Source organism: Massilia sp. CT11-108 (genome assembly GCF_047302915.1).
Classification (GTDB): Bacteria; Pseudomonadota; Gammaproteobacteria; order Burkholderiales; family Burkholderiaceae_D; genus Telluria; species Telluria orientalis.
The window spans coordinates 1-3,733 of the sequence record NZ_JBKYMO010000521.1; the positions used below are offsets into that span (position 1 = coordinate 1).

Genomic DNA, 3,733 nt, shown 5'->3' on the forward strand with positions numbered 1-3,733 from the left:
ACTTCGCCTGGACCCGGAACACTTCCACCAGCCCGGCCAGCGCCTGCGCCTGTTCATGCATCGCCCGCGTCGCGGCCCGGCCGGCACGGAAACCCGCCACCGTCCGCAAGACCCCTGCCACGGTGGAGGCGGACTGGGAAGAGTTCTGACCAAAGGATAGGGGTTGTTGCCGCAACCGGGTTTCTCAGGCAACATCCTCCCTATTCTTCATCTTTACGCTCGACGCCATGACCCTGCCCGCCCACCAACTCACCATGACGGTCCTGATGACGCCGGATACCGCGAACTTTTCCGGTAACGTGCACGGCGGGAACATCCTGAAACTGCTCGACCAGGTGGCCTACGCCTGCGCCAGCCGCTATGCCGGCACCTATGTCGTGACGATGAGCGTCGACCAGGTGACGTTCCGCCAGCCCATCCACGTGGGCGAGCTGGTGACATTCCTGGCCGCCGTCAACTACACGGGCCGCACGTCGATGGAAATCGGCATCAAGGTCGTGGCCGAGGACATCCGCACGCAGCAGGTGCGCCACGTGAACAGCTGCTTCTTCACGATGGTGGCCGTGGGCGACGACAAGCAGCCCGTCCCCGTGCCGCCGCTGCGCCCGTTCGGGCCGGACGAACTGCGCCGCCACAAGGAAGCGAAGGCCCGCAAGGAGCTGCGCCTGGCGCTCGACCGCCAGCATGAGGAACGTGCCGCAGCAAAAAATTAGGGTTTTTTGTTAACCCGTGCTATACTGCGCCGCCTTGGCCTGGTAGCTCAGTTGGTAGAGCAGAGGATTGAAAATCCTTGTGTCGGTGGTTCGATTCCGCCCCGGGCCACCAAGAATTCCAGCAACGCCAACCCCTGCGGTTGGCGTTTTGCATTCCACTATCCCTTTCGCACACTGCCATGACGACCTTGCCTCCCTGCCCCACCTGCGGTTCCACGCTGACCTACGAAGACGGCATGGGCAACTACGTTTGCCCGGAATGCGCGCACGAATGGCCCGTCAAGGCCGACGCGGCGGCGGAAGAGACGGCCCGCGTGTGGCGCGATGCGGCCGGCAACGTGCTGCAGGACGGCGACACCGTCACCGTCATCAAGGACCTGAAACTGAAGGGCGGCGGCGGCGTCGTCAAGCAGGGCACCAAGGTCAAGAACATCCGCCTCGTCGACGGCGACCACGACATCGACTGCAAGATCGACGGCTTCGGCGCGATGAGCCTGAAGTCGGAATTTGTCCGCAAGAGCTGAGCGGGCGATATCCGATCCGGTATCGACACCGGAAAAACCGTCATTGGACGGCCATCGTGGATCGGCCTAGCATCATCCCATCGGACCGATCCCACGAGAACAACAATGAAGAGACACCTCGCCGCCCTCCTCCTCGCGGCCTGCGCGCCGCTGCACGCCGCCGAACCTTCCACGCCACAGCCGGTCAGGCTGGCCATCGACGCCACGCAGGCCAAGGGGCCCATGACGCCGATCTGGGCCTGGTTCGGCTACGACGAACCGAACTACACGACGGCGCCCAACGGTAAAAAGCTGCTGAGCGACATCGCCGCGCTGAGCCCCGTCCCCGTGTACGTCCGCGCGCACAACCTCATGACGTCGGGCGACGGCAGCTACGCGCTCAAGTGGGGCTCGACGAACATGTACACCGAAGACAAGGACGGCAAGCCGGTCTACGACTGGACCATCATCGACGGCATCTTCGACACGTACATCGAACGCGGCATGAAGCCGCTGGCGCAGATCGGCTTCATGCCGGAAGCGCTGTCGCAGCGCCCGCAGCCCTACCGCCACCACTGGAAGCCGGGCACGCCCTACAAGGAGATCATGACGGGCTGGGCCACGCCGCCGAAGGATTACGCCAAGTGGTCCGAGCTGGTCTACCAGTGGGTGAAGCACAGCGTGGCGCGCTACGGGCAGAAGGAAGTCGAGAGCTGGTACTGGGAAGTGTGGAACGAGCCGGACGGCCTCTACCTCATCGCGCCGGACACGAAGCGCGAGTACTTCAAGATGTACGACTACGCGGCCGACGCGGTGAAACGCGCGCTGCCGACGGCGCGCATCGGCGGGCCGCACACGGCCGGCGCGGGCCGCTTCATGGACGACTTCCTGCAGCACTGCCTGCACGAGACCAATTACGCGACCGGCAAGACCGGCACGCCGCTGGACTTCGTCGCGTTCCACGCCAAGGGCGCGCCGAAGGTCGTCGACGGCATCGTGCGGATGGGCATGGACGCGCACTTCCGTCACCTCGACGAAGGCTTCGCGCTCGTCGAAAAATACCCGGAGCTGAAGAACGTCCCCGTCATCATCGGCGAATCCGACCCGGAAGGCTGCGCCGCCTGCGGCATGCAGACCAACCCGGAAAACGCCTACCGCAACGGCACGCTGTACGCCAGCTACACGGCCGCGTCGATCGCGCGCGAGTACGACCTGGCCGCGCGGCGCGGCGTGAACCTGATCGGCGCGGTGAACTGGTCGTTCGAGTTCGAAGACCAGCCGTGGTTCGCGGGCTTCCGCGACCTGGCGACCAATGGCGTCAACAAGCCGGTGCTGAACGTGTTCCGCATGCTCGGCAAGATGCGCGGCGAGCGCGTGGCGGTGACGGGCGACCGCGCCTACGACGCGGCCCGCATCCAGGCCGCCGGCGTGCGCGGCGCGCGCACCGACATCGATGCGCTGGCGGCGAAGGACGCGCACAGCGTGTCCGTCCTGGTCTGGAACTACCACGACGACGACATCATCGACGCCGGCTCGCCGGTCGAGCTTCACATCGCCGGCATTCCCGCCAGACAGGTGCAGTTGCGGCATTACCGCATCGACCAGGAGCACAGCAATTCGTACGCCGCGTGGAAGCGCATGGGGTCGCCCGCGCATCCGACGGCGGCGCAGGTGGCCGAGTTGCAGAAGGCGAGCGAACTGGCGCAAATGGAGGCGGCGACGGTGGCGACGCAGGATGGCGCCGCCACGGTCAGGATGCAGTTGCCGCGGCAGGCGGTGTCGCTGGTGACACTCACCTACTGAATCGGAGACCGGAATTCCGGGTCAGATTCCCTGCCCCGGCATCCGCTCGAACGGCCCGATGCATGCCTCCATCGTCTCGTCGCGGCACATCACGAAGCGCGCGCCGGATGGGTGGAAGCGGATGTAGTTGGTGGCGCGCGTGCCCGGCTTCATGATCTCGCCGGAGCAGTCCTGCTTGCCGTTGTCCTTCACGATCTTGTCGTCGAGTTTATAAAACCCCTTGGCGCTGGGTTTTTCGGCGACCGTGAACTCGCTTTCCGACACTTCGTCCGCGCTTTTCACGAGCGTGGTGCCGTCGCCGCGGAAGTGGTACGTCTCGGAACAGCCGAGCTGCGGGATCGCGAGGATCCAGATTCCCAGCAAGGGATGCGCCGCGGAGGGTGCGGCTGCCTGGGACGGCAGCGCGGCGGTGGCGAGGAGGCAGGCGAAGAGACCGGTGAGCGCGCGCATGGTGGGCCTTTGCATGACAGTGGACGCGGGGGCGTTATTGTCATTATTACACAGGCCCGGACGGGACGCGCGCGCAGCTAATCGTCGTTCCCGCGACAGCGGGAACCCATGCCGAGCGACAGGAGATCGCTACGCCGGATGCCTTGCAGGCCTGTCCGACGCTCGAATCCGGAAATTCAGCATGGATTCCCACGTGCGCGGGAATGACGGTGTATCAGCTGTTCTCCGGCGGCGTCTTCGGCTTGGCCGGCCGGCGCGGCGCAC

At 65.4% G+C, this 3,733-nt stretch carries 4 protein-coding genes and 1 tRNA gene; 4 read left to right on the top strand and 1 reads right to left on the bottom strand.

Features of this window, described 5'->3' with window-relative positions; translation table 11 throughout:
• Nucleotides 1-227: 227 nt before the first annotated feature.
• From ACEN88_RS26605 to ACEN88_RS26620, 4 genes are all read left to right on the top strand, one after another.
• The gene (locus ACEN88_RS26605; protein ID WP_413344496.1) at nt 228-713 is read left to right on the top strand and encodes an acyl-CoA thioesterase; all 486 of its coding nucleotides are present in this window, start codon (nt 228-230) and stop codon (nt 711-713) included.
• A gap of 36 nt (nt 714-749) precedes the next feature.
• A tRNA-Phe gene (locus tag ACEN88_RS26610) sits at nt 750-825 on the top strand.
• A 67-nt stretch (nt 826-892) separates the two neighbouring features.
• Entirely contained in the window at nt 893-1,237 is a 345-nt protein-coding gene (locus ACEN88_RS26615; RefSeq protein ID WP_105380867.1) for a zinc ribbon domain-containing protein YjdM, read from the top strand.
• 105 nt (nt 1,238-1,342) lie between these two features.
• On the top strand, nt 1,343-3,019 hold the full coding sequence (locus ACEN88_RS26620; protein ID WP_413344498.1) for a GH39 family glycosyl hydrolase: 1,677 nt from the start codon (nt 1,343-1,345) through the stop codon (nt 3,017-3,019).
• Between the two features lie 21 nt (nt 3,020-3,040).
• Here ACEN88_RS26620 and ACEN88_RS26625 read toward each other — a convergent pair whose 3' ends face one another.
• Nucleotides 3,041-3,469 carry a hypothetical protein gene (locus ACEN88_RS26625; RefSeq protein ID WP_413344500.1) on the bottom strand — a complete coding sequence of 143 codons (429 nt, stop codon included), beginning with the start codon at nt 3,467-3,469 and terminating at the stop codon, nt 3,041-3,043.
• Between the last annotated feature and the right edge of the window lie 264 nt (nt 3,470-3,733).